This is a genomic window from Bacteroides fragilis NCTC 9343 (assembly GCF_000025985.1).
GTDB classification, from domain to species: Bacteria; Bacteroidota; Bacteroidia; order Bacteroidales; family Bacteroidaceae; genus Bacteroides; species Bacteroides fragilis.
This window is the reverse complement of sequence record NC_003228.3, coordinates 4,040,141-4,057,945: the sequence shown is the minus strand read 5'-3', so window position 1 is coordinate 4,057,945 and position 17,805 is coordinate 4,040,141. Positions and strand designations below refer to the sequence as shown.

General features: G+C 43.2%; 13 protein-coding genes and 1 pseudogene. 11 read left to right on the top strand and 3 right to left on the bottom strand.

Annotated features, from left to right (window positions below):
* Nucleotides 1-77: 77 nt before the first annotated feature.
* The 3 genes and pseudogenes from BF9343_RS16590 to BF9343_RS24205 form a co-directional block, all read right to left on the bottom strand.
* Nucleotides 78-1,241 (bottom strand): M24 family metallopeptidase, encoded by a 1,164-nt coding sequence (locus BF9343_RS16590; RefSeq protein ID WP_005797880.1) that lies wholly within the window; start codon nt 1,239-1,241, stop codon nt 78-80.
* Between the two features lie 170 nt (nt 1,242-1,411).
* A complete protein-coding gene (gdhA, locus tag BF9343_RS16585; protein ID WP_005790474.1) occupies nt 1,412-2,749 on the bottom strand; it encodes an NADP-specific glutamate dehydrogenase in 1,338 nt (445 codons plus the stop codon).
* Nucleotides 2,750-2,898: 149 nt separating this feature from the next.
* A pseudogene (locus BF9343_RS24205) lies at nt 2,899-3,030 on the bottom strand (peptidase); the annotation flags it as partial.
* 133 nt (nt 3,031-3,163) lie between these two features.
* Here BF9343_RS24205 and BF9343_RS16575 point away from each other — a divergent pair.
* The 11 genes from BF9343_RS16575 to BF9343_RS16530 all read left to right on the top strand — a co-directional run bounded on the left by BF9343_RS16575 (nt 3,164) and on the right by BF9343_RS16530 (nt 17,726).
* Nucleotides 3,164-6,133 (top strand): PEP/pyruvate-binding domain-containing protein, encoded by a 2,970-nt coding sequence (locus BF9343_RS16575; protein ID WP_005790471.1) that lies wholly within the window; start codon nt 3,164-3,166, stop codon nt 6,131-6,133.
* 223 nt (nt 6,134-6,356) lie between these two features.
* The gene (locus BF9343_RS16570) at nt 6,357-7,166 is read left to right on the top strand and encodes a DUF4493 domain-containing protein (protein WP_005792636.1); all 810 of its coding nucleotides are present in this window, start codon (nt 6,357-6,359) and stop codon (nt 7,164-7,166) included.
* 20 nt (nt 7,167-7,186) lie between these two features.
* Complete coding sequence (locus tag BF9343_RS16565) at nt 7,187-8,515, top strand: DUF4493 domain-containing protein (protein ID WP_005797878.1); 1,329 nt, start codon at nt 7,187-7,189, stop codon at nt 8,513-8,515.
* A gap of 12 nt (nt 8,516-8,527) precedes the next feature.
* A complete protein-coding gene (locus tag BF9343_RS16560; protein WP_005790466.1) occupies nt 8,528-10,318 on the top strand; it encodes a DUF4493 domain-containing protein in 1,791 nt (596 codons plus the stop codon).
* A gap of 10 nt (nt 10,319-10,328) precedes the next feature.
* Nucleotides 10,329-11,054 (top strand): hypothetical protein, encoded by a 726-nt coding sequence (locus BF9343_RS16555; RefSeq protein WP_005781085.1) that lies wholly within the window; start codon nt 10,329-10,331, stop codon nt 11,052-11,054.
* Between the two features lie 20 nt (nt 11,055-11,074).
* The gene (locus BF9343_RS16550; protein WP_010993413.1) at nt 11,075-12,685 is read left to right on the top strand and encodes a PCMD domain-containing protein; all 1,611 of its coding nucleotides are present in this window, start codon (nt 11,075-11,077) and stop codon (nt 12,683-12,685) included.
* Nucleotides 12,686-12,696: 11 nt separating this feature from the next.
* Entirely contained in the window at nt 12,697-14,802 is a 2,106-nt protein-coding gene (locus BF9343_RS16545; protein WP_010993412.1) for a DUF4493 domain-containing protein, read from the top strand.
* Nucleotides 14,803-14,804: 2 nt separating this feature from the next.
* Nucleotides 14,805-15,482: a DUF4493 domain-containing protein gene (locus BF9343_RS16540; RefSeq protein ID WP_010993411.1), complete on the top strand. Its 678-nt coding sequence runs from the start codon at nt 14,805-14,807 to the stop codon at nt 15,480-15,482.
* Nucleotides 15,483-15,586: 104 nt separating this feature from the next.
* Entirely contained in the window at nt 15,587-15,739 is a 153-nt protein-coding gene (locus BF9343_RS23075) for a hypothetical protein (protein WP_077687742.1), read from the top strand.
* 253 nt (nt 15,740-15,992) lie between these two features.
* Entirely contained in the window at nt 15,993-17,213 is a 1,221-nt protein-coding gene (locus BF9343_RS16535) for an ATP-binding protein (protein ID WP_005797870.1), read from the top strand.
* 6 nt (nt 17,214-17,219) lie between these two features.
* Nucleotides 17,220-17,726 (top strand): hypothetical protein, encoded by a 507-nt coding sequence (locus BF9343_RS16530; protein WP_010993409.1) that lies wholly within the window; start codon nt 17,220-17,222, stop codon nt 17,724-17,726.
* The last annotated feature ends 79 nt before the right edge of the window (nt 17,727-17,805 follow it).

The window sequence follows — 17,805 nt, the reverse complement described above, 5'->3', positions numbered from 1 at the left end:
CGGCTTTAATTTACACTTCAGGTTCATCAATAGTGTGAACCATCCCTCGGTTATCAGTATCCGTAGAGAGAGCTGTCTTATTGCAACTCAATAATCTCTTCGTTGCAGATAGTCAGTTTCTCAACACCTTCGGGAGTTACTGCCCAAGAGTTTTCGATACCTACGGGACCTACACCCGGAATGACGATTTTCGGTTCGAGAGCGAAAACCATCCCCGGTTCCAATTCTTGTTTCATACGGGGAGCAAGTACAGGGGCCTCGTTGATTTCCAGGCCGATACCGTGGCCAATGAATTTGGCTTGTTGACTGATACCCATAAATTTGTCGGCAAAACCGGCTTTGGTTACTATGTTGATCGCTGCATTATATAAGTCTTCGCATACAACGCCGGGTTGAGCCATCGATGAAACGGCTTCCTGAATGTCAAGACAGACCTGATGAGCTGTATAAGCCTCGTCACTTAGCTTTCCGACAGAGAATACACGACTCATATCTCCCATATATCCATTGAAATTTCCGCCTAAATCTACCATAACACTTTGTCCTTCTTTTAAAGGAGTCTTATTCAGTCCGCCTGGCAAAGCCGGGTCCAACCCTTCGCCCCCCAAAGCGAAATCGTAAGGTGAAGGATAAGCTGCATTGTCACCCGTCAGTACGCTACCCATAAAAATCTCCATACTTTGACCGAATACGCGGAAGATACCTAAGTTACCTTGCAGACGCATCAGCCTTTCTATTTCAATGGAGAATTCCAGATCAGTCATTCCCGGGCGATATACCGAAGGAATCTGGTCGTAGGCTTTGGCATGAGCTACACCCGAACGGCGGAATAATTCTATCTCTACAGGAGTCTTAACGCTGCGCGCTTCACGGATCAGAGGAGTACCGTTTACAATTTCCGATTCAGGGAAAATAGCAGCAAGGCGATTGTATTCTGTAAACGAAAGTTCGTCGCCTTCCAACATCAACTTTTGTGGCATCGGCAGATTGTTTTCTTTGATCAAGTCTGGAATCTGTTCCGGTTTACGGATGGGAAATACATGTTCGCCGGTGATATTGTTGGGGCGTTTGATGAATAATAAAGCCGGTGAGTGGAGAGGTAAGTAGAGGTATCCGCTGACGATACGGCCGTAAGTATAGAGCAAATTTACATTACAAGTGATAAGTGCGGCTTCAATATTTTGCTGAGCCATAAGCACACGAATTTTATCGCGGCGCATCTTTAATTCGGGTTGTAACATTTTGTATTATTATTTGGTTTCGAGGTGCAAAGTTAGGCGATTTTAGTTGAAAATGAAACCTTTTTATAAAAAAGTAGCGTTACCCATGTCCTGTCTCAGGAGATGGATAACGCAAACCATAAATACAAATACAACTAAACAAAGTTTTTATGTTAGTGGACAAGTAATAATCAGATGATTCCTTGTCCCATCATTGCATGGGCTACTTTCATGAAACCTGCAATATTGGCACCTTTTACATAATTGATATATCCGTCGGGCTCTGTACCATACTTCACACATTGTGCATGAATGCCGTGCATGATAGAATGCAGTTTCTCGTCTACCTCGGCTGCACTCCAGCTCAAGTGCATTGCATTTTGTGACATTTCGAGTCCGGATGTTGCCACACCGCCTGCATTGACAGCTTTGCCGGGAGCGTACATTGTTTTGTGTTCGATAAAGAGATCGATAGCTTCGGGTGTACAACCCATATTGGAGATCTCTCCGACACAAAGAACGTTGTTGTCGATCAGGTTCTTGGCATCTTCGCCATTCAATTCGTTTTGAGTGGCGCAAGGAAGCGCTATGTCTGCTTTTACTTCCCATGGGCGTTTACCGGCTACGAATGTAGAACCCGGAAATTCATCTGCATACGGAGCCACAATATCGTTGCCCGAAGCACGCAACTCAAGCATATAATCGATCTTCTCTCCACTGATTCCATTCGGATCATAGATATATCCGTCCGGTCCGGAGATGGTAACTACTTTGGCTCCCAGTTCGGTAGCTTTGGTAGCAGCTCCCCAGGCAACGTTTCCGAATCCGGAGATAGCCACAGTTTTACCTTTTATGTCGATACCCTTGGTCTGCAACATTTGGTTGACGAAATACAATCCGCCGAATCCAGTGGCTTCCGGGCGAATCAGTGAACCGCCAAATTCAAGTCCTTTACCCGTGAAAGTTCCTGTAAACTCACGGGTCAGTTTCTTGTACATACCGAACATATAGCCGACTTCACGTCCTCCTACACCGATATCACCGGCAGGCACATCCATATCCGGCCCTAGATGACGCCACAATTCAAGCATGAATGCCTGACAGAAACGCATGATTTCCGCATCACTTTTTCCTCGTGGAGAGAAGTCGGAACCTCCTTTGCCACCGCCCATAGGTAAAGTTGTCAGTGCATTTTTGAAAGTCTGTTCGAATCCCAGGAATTTCAGGATCGAGAGGTTGACAGAAGCGTGGAAACGGATACCGCCTTTGTATGGGCCGATAGCGTTGTTGAACTGAACACGATATCCCAGGTTGGTCTGAACTTCACCTTTATCATCCACCCATGTTACACGGAATGTGAAAATACGGTCGGGCTCTACCAGTCTTTCGATGATTTTGGCCTTTTCAAATTCTGGGTGTTGGTTGTAGATATCTTCGATAGAGAGTAATACTTCTTTTACGGCCTGAAGATATTCAGATTCACCGGGATGTTTTGCCTCAAGAGAGGACATGATTTTTTCGATGTTCATAATAGTATGTTTTAAAAAGGTTGATTCTGATAAAATGTAACTTGTTTCATATGCAAATATAAGAAAAGTTTTCTGATGTCATTCGGAATGGCGTATTATTTTGATTAAATAATGATAAAATGACAAAAATACCTATTCGGATATTTATGTCAGTATTTCATTTTCATCCCCAGGTTATACATGATAAATGCATAGATGTCTGCTTGCTCCTTTACTAACTTTGTTGTGGCTTTGTTGGAACCATGTCCGGCCTTGTGGTCGATACGTATGAGAGTAGGAGAGATTTTAAGCCGAAAACGAGAAAGCAATCTGTGCATATATGGATAGTCAGCAATAAAGTGAATTGTTTTTTCTTGTTTTTCCCAATAAAAACAGCGACTTTTGTCTGTTGAATTTTAAAACTACGGGAAGCCCATGCTCAGCAAATTTAAATTAAACCAGCTCTACTTTAAAGATACCCAGTTTGCTAACCTGATGACAAGGCGAATTTTTAACGTCTTACTGATAGCTAATCCTTATGATGCTTTTATGCTGGAGGATGACGGGCGTATCGATGAAAAGATTTTCAATGAATATACCTCACTTTCTCTCCGTTATCCCCCCCGTTTTTCACAAGTTTCCACCGAAGAAGAGGCGTTGAGGCAGCTTGAAAGTGTATCGTTCGATCTGGTGATTTGCATGCCGGGTACGGGAGATAACGATAGTTTTGATATCGGGCGTCATATTAAGGAGAAGTACGAACAGATACCGATTGTTATCCTGACACCGTTCAGTCATGGTATTACCAAACGGATTGCAAACGAAGATCTGAGTGCATTCGACTATGTGTTCTGTTGGTTGGGAAATACCGATTTGCTGGTGTCTATCATTAAGCTGATCGAAGACAAGATGAATCTGGAGCATGACGTAAAAGAGGTGGGCGTGCAGTTGATTCTGTTGGTGGAAGACAGTATCCGCTTCTATTCTTCCGTACTTCCCAATCTTTATAAATTTGTATTGAAGCAGAGTCAGGAGTTTTCTACCGAGGCCTTGAATGCCCATCAACGTACACTCCGTATGCGTGGTCGTCCCAAAATTGTATTGGCTCGTACTTACGAGGAAGCGATGGATATATATAATAAGTATACTAACAATATATTGGGAGTTATTACCGATGTCCGTTTTCCTCGTGTGGATAAGGGAGAGAAGGACGGTATGGCAGGTATCAAGTTGTGTGCCGAGGTAAGAAAGAAAGACCCGTTTGTTCCTTTAATCATCCAGTCGTCCGAGACGGAGAATGCGGCCTATGCGGCAAAATACGGGGCCACGTTTATCGATAAGAATTCCAAGAAGATGGATGTCGATCTTCGCCGGATTGTTTCCGATAATTTCGGTTTTGGTGACTTTGTGTTCCGTAATCCCGAAACGGGAGTCGAGATAGCCCGCGTACGGAATCTGAAAGAGTTGCAAAATATCCTTTTTGCCGTTCCTGCCGAATCTTTCCTTTATCATATCAGCCGTAACCATGTCTCACGTTGGTTGTATTCACGCGCCATGTTTCCGGTAGCCGAATTTCTTCGTCCCATCACCTGGCATAGTCTGCAGGATGTCGATGCACACCGCAAAATCATCTTTGAGGCCATCGTGAAATATCGAAAGATGAAAAACCAGGGAGTGGTAGCCGTATTCAAGCGCGACCGTTTCGACCGTTATTCAAACTTTGCCCGTATCGGAGACGGTTCGTTGGGAGGAAAAGGGCGCGGACTGGCGTTTATTGACAATATGGTGAAGCGCCATCCGGAATTTGAAGAATTTGAGAATGCCCGTGTAGCTATCCCGAAAACAGTAGTGCTCTGTACCGATGTATTCGACGAGTTTATGGATACGAATAATCTGTATCAGGTTGCCCTTTCCGATGCTGATGACGATACGATTCTGAGATATTTCCTGAAAGCAAAGTTACCCGACCGCTTGGTTGAGGACTTTTTTACTTTCTTCGATGTAGTGAAGTCCCCTATTGCCATCCGTTCTTCTTCTCTGCTTGAAGATTCCCATTATCAGCCTTTTGCAGGCATCTATAACACTTATATGATTCCTTATCTGGACGATAAATATGAGATGCTTCGCATGTTGTCCGATGCTATTAAGGGAGTATATGCATCAGTCTATTTTCGTGACAGTAAGGCATATATGCAAGCCACTTCGAATGTGATCGATCAGGAAAAGATGGCCGTTATCCTGCAACAGGTAGTCGGCAATCAGTATGGTGACCGTTATTATCCTTCCATGTCCGGTGTAGCCCGCTCTCTCAATTATTATCCCATTGGTGACGAAAAGGCTGAAGAAGGTACGGTAAATCTGGCTCTCGGTTTGGGCAAGTATATCGTAGATGGAGGCATGACTTTGCGTTTCTCGCCTGCCCATCCTTCGAAAGTGCTACAGACCAGTGAATTGGATATTGCCTTGAAAGAGACGCAGACCCGTTTTTATGCCCTCGACCTGAAGAATGCCGGTGATAACTTCTCGATTGACGATGGCTTCAATCTTTTGAAGTTACATGTGAAGGAAGCCGAAAAAGACGGTTCGTTGCGTTATATTGCCTCTACTTACGATCCTTACGATCAGGTGATTCGGGACGGTTTGTATCCCGGAGGGCGCAAAGTGATCACGTTTGCCAACATCCTGCAGCACGATGTATTTCCGTTGGCACGCATCCTGCGCTGGGTACTTCGTTATGGTCAGCAGGAGATGCGCCGTCCGGTAGAGATCGAATTTGCCGTGACGCTCAATCACGACCGTGATAAGACCGGTACATTCTATCTGCTTCAGGTGCGTCCTATTGTGGACAGTAAAGATATGTTGGACGAGGATCTTACGACTATTCCTGACGAAGACGTGTTGCTTCGTTCCAACAACTCTTTGGGGCATGGCATTATGAACGAGATACACGATATTGTGTATGTCAAAACCGATCATTACAGTGCATCGAACAATCAGAATATAGCTTGGGAAATAGAGAAAATCAACCAGCAATTTCTGAATGAAGGCAAGAACTATGTGCTTGTCGGCCCCGGACGATGGGGAAGCAGTGATACTTGGTTGGGTATTCCGGTGAAGTGGCCACATATTTCTGCCGCGCGTGTCATTGTGGAGGCCGGACTTACTAACTATCGGGTAGATCCCAGTCAGGGAACACATTTCTTCCAGAACCTGACTTCTTTTGGTGTGGGATATTTCACGATTAACGCGTTTATGAATGATGGAGTATACAATCAGGAATTCCTGAATACGCAACCTGCTGTATTTGAAACCGAATATCTCCGTCATGTACGCTTTGAAAGGCCGATTGTTGTGAAAATGGATGGCAAAAAGAAACTTGGAGTAGTCCTTATGCCCGATAAATAATTGAATAACGTTGTATAAAAAAAGTCCTGTTTTTCATAAGAAATGCAGGACTTTCTTGTTTTACCTCCTTTTTGTGGTCTGTTTTTATGATTAAACAACTTTTTGTGGCTCTTTTTTCAGATTTTGTAAGGAATCGCATGTTGTGCATTTATTATAATAAAGGAAAACTATAACTTTGCGTTCGGTTTTTACAACTTATGAGTAATAATTAGTAGTTATCATTATGAAAAGACTCTCTTTTATGGTTAGTATGGCGATGCTAATTTCATGTGTTGCCTCGTGTGATTCCGGCAGTGATGCTGTTTCATACGGTGTAGGAACATTGAGCCTCGGGCTCTCTGCCAATCCTTCTTTTTCCACGAAAACCCGTTCCGTCAACGAAGCGGAATATAAAAAAGCCGATAATTATCAAGTGACGGTCAAGGATGCCGACGGTGCCTCTTTATACAATGGCTTGTACAAAGACATGCCCTTGTCCATTGATCTGACTGCCGGTAAGGGGTATACCGTAAAAGCTTTCTATGGCGAGAATGTGAACGCAGGCTTCGACAAGCTATATGTGGAAGGTAGTCAGGAGTTCACGGTCAGTGAAGGCGAACAAAAGAATGTTATTTTGTACTGCAAACCGGCTAATGTCAAAGTATCGGTTGTCTATACCGAAGATTTTCTGAAATATTATTCGGATTGTACCGTATCGCTCTCTACTTCACACCTGACTGCTCCTTTTGAAGTGAATATGAAAAAAGATTCCGGCAAGGATGCTTATCTGAAAGCAAATGCCGATGGCGAGAAGGTATCGATCACTGTAGGAGGTTTCAGAGATAAAGAAGGCAATGAGGTGGTGATGGAAGCTTTGGTTGCTGAGAAAAAAGTGGCTCCCAAAACACACCTTACTATTACAGTCGATCCGGAAGTTATTACTATTTCCACGGGTACGGCGTCGTTGGACGTAACAGTAGATACCGGTACAGAAGATAAGGATGTGAATATCGAGATTCCGGAAGAGTATTGGCCGGGTAATGCAAGTAAGTAAATATAAAAAGATTGGTATATATGAATGCGATAAAAAACATATATGCGGTGCTGGCATTGATAGCACTTTGTTTGAGTTCCTGCGAGATGAAGAATGAATTGGAAGGCAAATATAATTTGAAGAATGACGAGGGGCTTCTGACATTGGATCTGGTGAACAAGACTCAGGCTACGCCTACTACAAAGGCTGAAAGTACATCACTTACTGATGAACTGGATGTGAATACCTATAAGGTGGAGATTGTTGATAATGCCACTGAAGCCGTGGTCCGTTCATTTGCCAGCTATGCAAAGTTGAAAGAAGCTTTGCCGTTGGTCGTTCCGGTAGGAAACTATAAGATTGTGGCTAAAAGCGGTGTTTTGCAAGATGCTTCGCGTACTCCCTATTTTGAAGGAAGTTCTTCTATCGAAGTGAAGCAAGGAATGGAGTCTAAGGCAGAAGTTCTTTGTAAATCGGCAACTGTGAAGGTTAGTTTGAATATATCAGAAGAGTTTCTCAATATGTTTGCCGATGATTACGTGTTCACTGTTTCAAACGGAATCGGCGGAGTCATTTATGTAAAGAAGGAAGATTTAAGTTCGATTTATCTCAGTATTCCTGACGGCTCTACCTCGATCAAAATTGTAGCGAAAGTAACGGAGAAGGACAGTGGTAGAGACATTGAGACTGTTTATACAGTGACGAAGCCCGATGCAGAAGGTCTGCAAGGCGGTGATTCTTTTAATGTCACGGTGAAACCGGTAGAAGAAGGTGAAGATCCGAACAATCCCGACGTAACTCCTTCTGATCCGAAGTTGGGGATACAGTTGGATATTGACTTGACCATGGATGAAACTGGCATTACAGTGAAAGTACCGACTGAACTGATAGAAGAATCGAAACCGGACGAACCGGATCAACCAACAGATCCCGATCAGCCGACAGTAGACGGACCGGAGATTATCGGGGCGGATGAAGTGGTAGAAGTGGATACCAATAATCCTCCAACAGTTCAGGTTACAATGAAAGCTCCGGCTGGAATTCAGAATTTACTTGTGACGATAACTTCAGATTCCAACGAGTTTATAGGTTTAATTTCTCAAATGGGGTTGGGCGAAACGTTCGACTTAGCTAATCCTGGTGATTTGGAGGATAAACTTGGAGGTAGTTTAGAAGACGGATCCGGTATAGGCCTGATTGACCCGAATGATCCGATTAAAGATAAAAAAGAGTTTATCTTTGATGTATCCGGTTTTATGCCTATGTTATCGCCGTTTGGGCTTCAGCAACACTATTTTACTATTAAACTGATTGATAATAATGGTAAGGAGTTAGCCAAGAAATTGACAGTAAAAGTGGTGAAAAACTAATTTGAATTTTCAATGAAAAGATATATATATTTGTTCGTCTCTGTCTTTACTCTTGTGATGGCATCATGCCAACAAGAGGAGACTTCCAATGGTAAGACCGGATTTCTCCAGTTTTCCGTGGAGAAGAATACAAGTACGATTTTAGTTCCGGCAACAAGAGCAGAAGAGTTGCCGATTGCCTTGCAGGTAGTTGACAGAGCCGGGACCGTTGTAAAGGAGACTGATGATTGGCATAACTGGACATCTACTCCTCTTGAATTGCCATTAGGTTCCTATACCATTAATGCTTTCTCAAAAGGGGTTGATGTAGGGACAGCCGGATTTGACGAGCCTTATTACTGGGGGCAAAGTGAAGTAACGGTTGTTCCGAAAGTAAATCAGAGTGTTAACATAGAGTGCCGTTTGGCCAATGTGAAAGTGACAGTCAATTACAGTGCTGATGTGAAGAAGTATTTTTCGAAACTGAACTGTTCTGTGGGTAATTCTTCCGGTAAGCTGGTTTTTGGTAAGGACGAGACACGCTCCGGGTATTTTGCGGTGGATAAGTTGAATATTTCGTTGGCATTGACAAATACGGATGGGCGTTCTTTTGTTTTTGAATCCGAACCGATTACAGATGTAAAAGAACGTCAGCACTATCGTATTAACTATACTATGAAGGCCAATGGTGCTATTGGTGGGGTATCAGTCACCTTAGATCCTTCTACCAAAGAGTATAATGTGAATATAGCCATTCCTAAAGAAAGTAATCCGAGTGTAAATGTTTGGTCTGATTTTGCAGACGTAACTCTTCCTCTTCCTGACGGCGTCGTTACCAAAGAGTGTAAGTATCGCATTTCCGGAACGGAAGATTGGAATACGGTGTCCAATGTTGAACAGGCCGATGGAAAGCTTGTTGCAACCATAACCGGTCTGATTCCCGGTACGGAGTATGATTTCTGTTTTGCAATAAATGGAGTAAACGGAAAAATAACGACTGCGACCACCGAACTCCAGAAACAACTGGAAAATGGAAGTTTTGATGAATGGAATCAGAATGGAAAAACTTGGTTCCCGGGAACTGCGGCTGAGGCTTCTGCAAAGAATTCGTATTGGGATACCGGTAATGTGGGAGCAGCTACCATGAGTAAAAATCCAAGTATCGGAGAAAGTAACGATGTACATACCGTAGGTGGTAAATCGGCCAAATTGTCTTCGCAATTTGTGGGAATGTTTGGTATCGGAAAATTTGCTGCCGGTAACATCTATATCGGGCGTTATATGGAAACGTATACAAGCCCGATGGGAGCACGTATACGTTTCGGCCGTGAGTTTACGTCACGTCCTACGCAGCTGAAGGGATGGTACAAATACACTCGTGGAACCAGTATAGATCGTGGAGATCATAATGTGGAGGAATTGAAAAACTCGGGTGGTGATAAATGTGCTATCTATATTGCCTTGACTGACAATGAAGGTTTGGTTGATGATAATGGAGTGAAGACGGCTTACGAAGTCAACAATAACAAAGAAGGCAGTCCTACGCGTTATACGGTTGATCTTTCTGAAGCCAATAAAGATGTTATAGCTTACGGTTCCATTACCGATGAAGAGTCTAAAGGTTCTTTCGATGAAAGCGGAAATGTAGTCTGGAAGCAGTTTACGATTGATTTGAAATACCGTGATTTGACCCGTAAACCCAAATATATTATCGTCGTTGCTTCTGCAAGTAAATATGGTGACTTCTTTACCGGCAGTGAAAGCAGTGTCATGTTGATTGATGATTTTGAATTGGTGTACGGTACACCTGTTACCGCCAACTAATCCATAGCGAATGAAAAAAATAATCATATTTCTACTTCTTCTTTGTCCGGTACTGGTCCAGGCAAAGAAGAAGTTTGACCGTGGAATCGTGAAGAGTGTGTTTGTCCCGAAAGGGCAATGGTTTATGGGTTCTACAGTTTCGTATTCGGAGCAGAGTGCTGATCAATATCAGTTTTTGGTATTGGCAAACATCGATGCCAAAGGTTATACATTCCGTTTGAGTCCTTTCGGAGGATACTTTTTTGCTGATAATATGGCAGCGGGAGGCAGGTTCACCTACTCCCGTACCTACTTCAATATAGGAAACGTAGACATTAATCTGGGCGATGATCTTTCGTTCCACATCAAAGACGATATGTATCTGGAGCATAACTACTCCGCATCCGGATTTCTGCGTACCTATATGGGGCTGGGCAGCAGTAAAGTGTTCGGCTTCTTCAATGAAGTACGTCTGACTTATGCTTACGGGCAGGGGAAACATTCCAATGGTACGGGTAACGACTTGACGGGATACTATCAGCGTTCTCACACGTTTGAGATCGGTGCGGCTCCCGGATTGGCGGCATTCGTATCCGATTTTGCTTCGGTAGAAGTTTCGGTAGGAGTGATGGGATTCAGTTATAAATGGGTCGATCAGATACACAATCAGGTAAACAAGGCGTCCCGTCATAGTGCAAGTGGTAATTTTAAGATAGACTTATTCTCGATTAATCTCGGAATGACGATGTATTTCTAACTTAAGCAGTGTTTTGAGAAATGAAGAGTTTACAAATTTATCTATTCCTGTTTCTGTCGGTCTTTGCTCTGGGTGCTTGCATACAGAATGACATTCCTTACCCTTACATCAAAGGCGAAATTACAGCTTTCGAAGTAGAAGGGCAGACCGGTGATGCCGAGATAAACAAGAACAGCCGCACCATCGTAGTGGAAGTGGGTGATGAAGTCGATATAGAAGAATTACGTATTACCAGGTTCGTTGTGAACGAAGAGGCCACTTACAGCATAGACGAACAATACTGCGTCAGCCCCAATAAATTTCCTTCGGCCGGCTTTTCTGCTTTAGCCGACTTGCCGGCAGGAGCAGATACACGGGTCGATTTCAGTAAGACCGTTCCTGTTCTGTTGCGTACTTATCAGGATTATCAGTGGATGATAACCGTTAAGCAGACAATCGAGAGAGTAGTCGAAGTCGAGAACCAGGCCTTACCTGCCATCATCGATGATAAGAATCACACGGTATTGGTGTATGTCTCGCAGAAACAGGATTTGTCTGCTGTCAAGATAACAAAGATGATTCTGGGAGGCAGTAAGGCTACCATCACTCCCGATCCATCCACTGTAACCAATTTCAGGAGACCGCAGGAGTTTGTTGTCAACCGTTTCGATAAAGAAGAGCTATGGACGGTCGATGTGGTACGTACCACATCGACAGGTACCACGGGAAGTGCCGATGTGTGGGCTACAAGAGCCACATTGAACGGGGGTATGAAGCAAGGAACCACTCCCCGTGTGGAATACAGGAAGAAGTCGGAAGATACCTGGACCGTTGTACCCGAAACAGATGTGAAACTGGAAAGTGGTACAACTTTCAGTACGACGCTGACCGGATTGCAAGATGGTACCGATTACGTTTGGCGGGTAGTGGTCGAGGAAGTTCCTAGTACGGAATCCGGATTTACTACCGAAAAGATACAGGAAATACCTAACTTAAACTTCGATACCTGGTCGCAGAATCCCACAGGAACCTTTAAGAAGAGTTGGTATCCTAATGCCGATGGCTCAAATTCTTTCTGGGCAACCGGAAATGATGGAGTGACCTCTTCACTGGCGGGCAGCCGTGATTCGAGTACCCGCCCGGAAGAAAAGAGCGTTGTGAACGGAAAGGCGGCTTATATGGTCACTTTAGGTAGTGTGCCGCTGGTAGGGGTGGCTGCCGGCAATCTGTTTATCGGTGATTATAAAACGAATGCCCAAAGTCCCAAGGATAGCCCCAAGTTTGGACGTTCGTTTACGGGGGCACGTCCCACCGGATTGAAGGGGTGGTATAAATATACTTCTAAACCGGTGGATTATGTCGGTAATCCGGATAATCTGAAAAATGATGAATGCCATATCTATCTCCGTCTGTGGGACGATAAAGATAACGAGATCGGTTACGGAGAGTTCATCGGAAAAGAGACGGTGACCCAATATACTCAGTTCCGGTTCGATGTGACTTATACCAATAAAACGGCGAAGCCTGCCAAGATAACGATTGTTGCCACTTCGAGCCATTATGGCGGTGACTTTACCGGGATGAAGGTGACCGGTTCGGTAGGTGTAGGCAGTGAACTGTGGGTCGATGAATTTGAATTATTGTATGAATAAGAAAGAGAGCTATGCATAAATCTGTTTTATCTTTAGTGTGTTGTTTGTTCTTTTTCCTGTCGTGTCAGGAAGAAATAGAAACGATGCCTAACGGCAGTTTGAATATCGTATTGACGGATGAAGCGGCGGTTACCCGGACTTTGCCGGAGGCTTTGTCAGATGAATTGCGGCAACAGTTCACGATTGAGTTGCTGCGTGACAGAGAAGGGACAATCGTGCCCGAATACAAAGGTGCATTGAGAGATTTCGGAGATCAAAGGGTATTCAAGGTAGGCAGTTATCAACTGAAGGCTTATCTTGGAGAGAATCCGTCACTGGCATTGGATGCACCCTATTATTATGGAGAAGTTCAAGACATTGCCATCGAGAAGGGTAAAGCAACGACGGTTACTGTCGGCTGTAAGGTAGCCAATGCGCTGGCTACTTTTGAGATTGTGAATCAAGAGGTCTTTGATAAACGTCTGAAAGATTATTATGTGGAAGTCAGCGCAGGGGGGGAGTCGGTTACTTGGAAACCGGGAGACGCCACACATCCCTACTTTAAAGCCGGAGGCCGGGTGACAATGGCATTGATTGGTACTTCTGTAGAGACAGGGCAGGAGGGAAGTTATGCTTTGAATCCGATCGAGACAGTGAAAGCGGGTGTTAAGTATAATTATAAGCTCTCCATGAAGGCTTCCAATGTAAGTCTAGAGGTCACTACGGAAACTCAACAGGAACCTATTACTATCAACGAAACCGTACCCGACAGCTGGTTGCCGAAGGCTAAGGTATTTAGTGAGGATTTCGATGAAAATCATGTGTTGACTTATACCGAGACGGCAGATGCTTTGTCGAGAGCCGGCATTGCGTATACAGCTTTGCGTCCGGTTCAGGATGTGGAGTTTGCCTTTAACTTTGCGGATAAGCATTTGGAACATCTGAATAAGACGTATCTGCTGTCGGAACTTTCCGAAGAAGATCGGCGGGCTTTGGCTGCTGTGAATATTGTCTTGCCCGATCTGACTGCAGGAAGTACTGAGGGAGTTATCGACTTTGCCGGAGTAACTTCCGGCATGCTGACTCACGATGGAGGACAGGATACGGATAATATAATAGCCGTTCGGGTAAAAGCAAATGACCGTTGGAGTGATGCCGGTATGTATACCATCCGGACTGTGAAACCTGTCTTTAAAGTGGGTTATTATCCGGGCAATGTTTGGACGAAAGAGTTTACTTTGAACACACTCACTGCCGATAGCGTGAAAACCGGCAATTTAGATAAGTTTACCGATATTGCTTACGAATTTAGTGCCGATGGTAATAGTTGGGAGGCGATGCCCGGAGATTTGCGAAAGGCAGGGCTGAGTCCGGGAACCTCTTATTATGTGAGAGCGAAATATAGGGGAGAAGTACCGGGAGAGAAAGTGGAGGTGAAAACGTATCCTCAGACACCGTTGGAGAATGGTAACTTGGCTGTATATTCAATTGTGAGAGGTGAGGATGGCAAGGCTTCAGGTAGTTATGGCGCCCAATATGAATGGAGTGGTTGGACTACATTGAATGTAATGACAGCAGGTGAATGTGCTATAACGGCGTATGCGTATAATTCTCGTTCTGGAACGCGACCAACTGAGGATGTACCTGAGGGTGCAGAGACAGGAGATAAATCGGCTGTCTGGATTATGACAATTGGTTATGGATATGGTGGTACTAATAATAAACCTAAGAATATCACTCAAAGCGAATTAAAGAAAGATATTTCGTATAGTTCACATCCTACAGGTGTCCGTTTTTGGTACAAATATGCTCCTTATAAAGGAGATAAAACTGACATAAAGGTGGAAATATATAATGGAGAAACTCTTATCGGTGATGGTCAGTTGCAAACGGACGAAGTAATCAGCTCATATCAACCATATTTACTTAATATAAATTATTTGAATGAATATATTGATTTAAAGCCAGATAAATTAGTTCTGCTTTTTAAATCAGGTTTTAACACAGAGGTTGAGAAGCGGGAATCTTTTAGTGGATCTTGGTGGCAACCGGAATTAACAAATTCTAATATGGCTAACCCTATGTTTCGTGGTAGTGAACTATTCATTGACGATGTAGAACTAATTTATGACAAATAAATATGAAAACCTATATATACCTCTTTCTCCTCTTGCTTGCTACGGCTTCCTGTAGCGAGCAAACTGCTCCCGATCATTCCGTCGGTTATCTCCGTGTAGAAAATATCATCCTCAGTTGTGATACCGAAACGCTGCCCATTACTCGTGCCGTCGATGCCGGACTTAAGCTTGAGATCTGGCAAGGTTCTGAGTGTGTACGTAGTTATGATCCTGGAGCAGCGGAGCTTTCCAAAAGGATCGTTCTTCCGGTTGGTGAATATACCCTGAAGGCCTTTACTCCCGATCAGACCGAGGCGCCGGACAATGAATCGGGTACACCCATCTACAGCGTCGACTATCCTTTCGCTATTGTATCGGAGGATGTTACTCTGATTTCGGTGAAAGCACCGCAAGTTAATATCGGGGTTGGCGTTGAGTATTCGGATGAATTTATGGCAAACTTTACAGACTTCTCCGTTACCGTAAGTAGTCCTACAGGACGTCAGGCAAGCCTGGCAGGTAATGTGACAGACCTTTTATATTTTAATGTCCCGACCGGTGGAACCCATTTAAGTTATACGCTTACCGCCACCAATGCCGATGGAGAAACAATGACTTCCGAAGCGCGTTCCATCCTTCAGGAATCGGGAGCGGAACTTACTTCCGGAAATTATAAAGTCCGGATCGGCCTGGTTCAGTAAGGAAGGTCGATGAAAAGCAGTCCGGCTACTCCTAAACTTCCTTAAACCTCCAAACTTTCTTCTTCCGGATTTGTCATATTGCCAATCTTTAAAACGTAGAAAGTATGAATAGAGACAGGCAATTGAAGAAGGACATGGAGAGCCGGGAAGTGCAGATCCATGAAGAATATGAAAAGAACAGGCATCTGATGTCTGAGGACAAAGTAAAGGAATATCAAAAAAAGAATAGGGGCATTAAGACCACTACCCAAAAATGACTCTTTGCGTGCAAACGGTTAATGGTTTAGCGATAAACAGTTAATAGTTTGCACGCAAAGTTTTATTATAGGGTAGGAGCTTTCTGGAGTATGTTATATCTGCGATTGATTCATATTTACCTTCGTTGCCGGTCTTCGATCAAACGACGATTGTGCGGCTGCCCGATCTTATTTTATTAACTTTTGTGAGAAAACGGGTTAATAATGTATTTTTGTAGTATATTTGAATGTAAATATCAATAGGGGTTTATTTATGAATGAAACAGTTAATCTTACTGTATATCAGTTTGGACCTATATCCGAGGCGGATGTCGTGTTCGACAAATATACGGTTTTGATAGGAAAACAGGGATCGGGAAAAAGTACCATTGCCAAATTATACTCCATGTTTACGTGGTTGGAGAAGGGGCTGGCACGCCGTATCACCAGTGAAAAATACATTACCCAATATTCACGATTCCAGAAAATATATTGTGCCTATCACCGTTTGGAATCATACTTTAAGAGAGAAACGGTTATCCGTTTTTATGGATTACATTATAACTTCTTCTATGAAAATGAAAAATTTCATGTCGAAGCCAAAGGACTTCCGGAGTCTTATAAGGTAGCGAAGGTAATGTATGTTCCAGCTGAACGAAATTTTTTGAGTACAGCCGATGATACGGATGGATTGAAAAGTCTGCCGGAATCTTTAGAAACCCTGCTTGAAGAGTTTGATAAGGCTAAGGAGGCATTCAAAACCGGATATCGGCTTCCATTCAATGACACTGATTTTGAATATGACGCACTCAATAAGATATCGTGGATTAAAGGCAGCGATTACAAGATTCGTTTGTCGGCAGCTTCCAGTGGTTATCAGTCTGTTTTACCTCTTTCTTTAATTACCAGATTCTTATCCGACCTAGTGCTGGACAATGCCAATAAAGAGGACTTGAGCATTAAAGAGAAGAAGCAGATTGAAAAGGAAGTGAATAAAGTTATGAATGATAAATCACTTACGGATGGGGTAAAGTTCGCTATGTTGCGCAATATCTCATCCCGGTTCAAATATTCCTGCTTTGTGAACATTGTTGAAGAGATGGAACTGAATCTCTATCCGGAGTCACAGCGAAGTGTACTTTTCGATTTATTAAGTTATGCCAATAAGATAGAGTTGAACCGCCTTGTGCTTACTACGCATAGTCCTTATGTCATCAATTATCTCACTTTAGCCGCAAAAGCTTTTTTGCTGACTCAAAAAGTATCTGCAAATGAAACTTTGCAAGAGAGAATAAAAGAGGTAGTTCCTGCGGACAGTGCGATAGATCCGGCGCGACTCCGGATTTACGAACTGAAAGACGGAGGAGTATTTAGGTTAAGTACTTACGAGGGCTTGCCTTCTGACGAGAACTTTTTGAATATCCAATTGGGAGTGACTAATGAATTGTTCGATCAGTTACTTGAAATAGAACAAGAGTTTGATTATAAAAACTAAGTGACTATGTCCATTGATTTTTTTATAGCAAAGTGTCAGACAGAGAACATCGTTGATAAGGAATCTGGCATTTGCGATGATGAAGACGAAGAAAAAAAGACCCCTGCTTATGTAGATAGGAATCAACCGGATAAATGGGTTGCTGTGGTAAAGAACCAAACGAATCAATCTATCAACTTTACAGCAGTCGATAATTGCGTAGAGATGAATCGAAGTGACGGAACAATGGACTTTCGTTGTGATGCCATGTTAACCAATGATGACAATATTGTTTTCGTTGAACTGAAAGTACAAGCAGCCGATTGGATCTTTCATGCGGTGGACGAACAATTACAAACTACCATTGATCATTTCAAGGCTAACCACGATTTATCGAGATATAAATATAAGCGTGCATTTGTATGTAATAAAAGGCATCCTAACTTTAGGGTCAACTATAAGGACAAAATGACATCATTTTATCAGAAAAACGGTATTCGTTTGAATCTGGTTAGAGAAATTATTTTTAAGTAAGAGACGTATACACTATTACTGAAAAGATATAAATCTGATGATGTAGAAGGGGAATATCAAAATTATATCGTTTCTGCTG

What these genes read in the sequence shown, in the direction of transcription:
- BF9343_RS16590 (WP_005797880.1), bottom strand. Translation starts at nt 1,241, where the DNA reads ATGTTACAACCCGAATTAAAGATGCGCCGCGATAAAATTCGTGTGCTT.
- gdhA (WP_005790474.1), bottom strand. Translation starts at nt 2,749, where the DNA reads ATGAACATCGAAAAAATCATGTCCTCTCTTGAGGCAAAACATCCCGGT.
- BF9343_RS16575 (WP_005790471.1), top strand. Translation starts at nt 3,164, where the DNA reads ATGCTCAGCAAATTTAAATTAAACCAGCTCTACTTTAAAGATACCCAG.
- BF9343_RS16570 (WP_005792636.1), top strand. Translation starts at nt 6,357, where the DNA reads ATGAAAAGACTCTCTTTTATGGTTAGTATGGCGATGCTAATTTCATGT.
- BF9343_RS16565 (WP_005797878.1), top strand. Translation starts at nt 7,187, where the DNA reads ATGAATGCGATAAAAAACATATATGCGGTGCTGGCATTGATAGCACTT.
- BF9343_RS16560 (WP_005790466.1), top strand. Translation starts at nt 8,528, where the DNA reads ATGAAAAGATATATATATTTGTTCGTCTCTGTCTTTACTCTTGTGATG.
- BF9343_RS16555 (WP_005781085.1), top strand. Translation starts at nt 10,329, where the DNA reads ATGAAAAAAATAATCATATTTCTACTTCTTCTTTGTCCGGTACTGGTC.
- BF9343_RS16550 (WP_010993413.1), top strand. Translation starts at nt 11,075, where the DNA reads ATGAAGAGTTTACAAATTTATCTATTCCTGTTTCTGTCGGTCTTTGCT.
- BF9343_RS16545 (WP_010993412.1), top strand. Translation starts at nt 12,697, where the DNA reads ATGCATAAATCTGTTTTATCTTTAGTGTGTTGTTTGTTCTTTTTCCTG.
- BF9343_RS16540 (WP_010993411.1), top strand. Translation starts at nt 14,805, where the DNA reads ATGAAAACCTATATATACCTCTTTCTCCTCTTGCTTGCTACGGCTTCC.
- BF9343_RS23075 (WP_077687742.1), top strand. Translation starts at nt 15,587, where the DNA reads ATGAATAGAGACAGGCAATTGAAGAAGGACATGGAGAGCCGGGAAGTG.
- BF9343_RS16535 (WP_005797870.1), top strand. Translation starts at nt 15,993, where the DNA reads ATGAATGAAACAGTTAATCTTACTGTATATCAGTTTGGACCTATATCC.
- BF9343_RS16530 (WP_010993409.1), top strand. Translation starts at nt 17,220, where the DNA reads ATGTCCATTGATTTTTTTATAGCAAAGTGTCAGACAGAGAACATCGTT.